1 protein-coding gene is annotated in these 972 nt (G+C 45.5%); it reads right to left on the reverse strand.

Annotated features, from left to right (window positions below; all coding sequences use genetic code 11):
• Positions 1-87 precede the first annotated feature (87 nt).
• The coding region (tnpC, locus tag D7Y06_RS25320) for an IS66 family transposase (RefSeq protein ID WP_120410219.1) at positions 88-972 on the reverse strand (885 nt) is incomplete at its 5' end.

A 972-nucleotide genomic window follows, 5' to 3' on the forward strand; every position in this document is an offset into this window, starting at 1 on the left:
GTAAGCGAATAGTTTTAGGGTGTACCCTATAAATGAAATCTGACACCCTGCGTTAGGATGCCAGACATGCGAGTATTTCACTACATTTTATTTACAAGTTTCTTTAGCCAGTTCACTCCATGGGGCAAATTGTTCCAATTCCTCGTCTGACATTTCAGCACTAGGACGATGCTCCAGAAGGAAACTCAGATATTTATGTGAATCAAGTTCATTGGCTTTTGCCGTTTCTATCATTGAATAGACTTTCATACTGGCATCTGCTCCGGCTGGTGTATCACAGAAAAGCCAGTTCTTACGGCCAACTACCAACGGTCGAATGCTGTTCTCGCTGAGATTATTACTCAGGCTGCATGCGCTGTCTTTCAGATAGTTCATCATGAACGGACGACAGCCATTGGAATAGTTGACTGCCTTGATTAGCCTGTCTCCGGATTCCGGATGCTGTTGATCAAGCCACGACAAAAAAGCCTCTATGACAGGTTTTTGGTCCTTCAGACGGCGATGATAAATCTCTTTGAGCGATAATCCTTTTTCGTGATAAGAGCGTTCATACTCAAACAGCTTATTACAGTATAGGAACCCCTGGACTGCCGGATGTGTATAATCCTTTTCATGTCCTTTGGGTATTGCCCGCAGCCAATAGCGTCGTATGTGAGCCCAGCAACAACAACGCTGTGCCTCCGGCACTTTGTTGTATCCTTTATAACCATCAACCATTAGATAGTATCCGGGATCTGCGCCTGCCAGAAAAGCTGCGGCATTACTGCCGGCTCTGGTCGGAGTGTAATTATAAAGGATGATAGGAATCTCTCCATCGTCACCAGTGCGTACCAGCCACACATAAGACTTACTCTGTGGTCTGCGGCCTTCTTCCTTTAATACCTGGATCGGGGTCTCATCTGCCATCAGATATCTGCGTTTTAACAGTTTCCGGTGCAGATATTCATACATTGGCAGGAAGTAATTCTCCGC

Source organism: Roseburia sp. 1XD42-69 (assembly GCF_003612565.1).
GTDB lineage: Bacteria > Bacillota > Clostridia > Lachnospirales > Lachnospiraceae > Roseburia_B.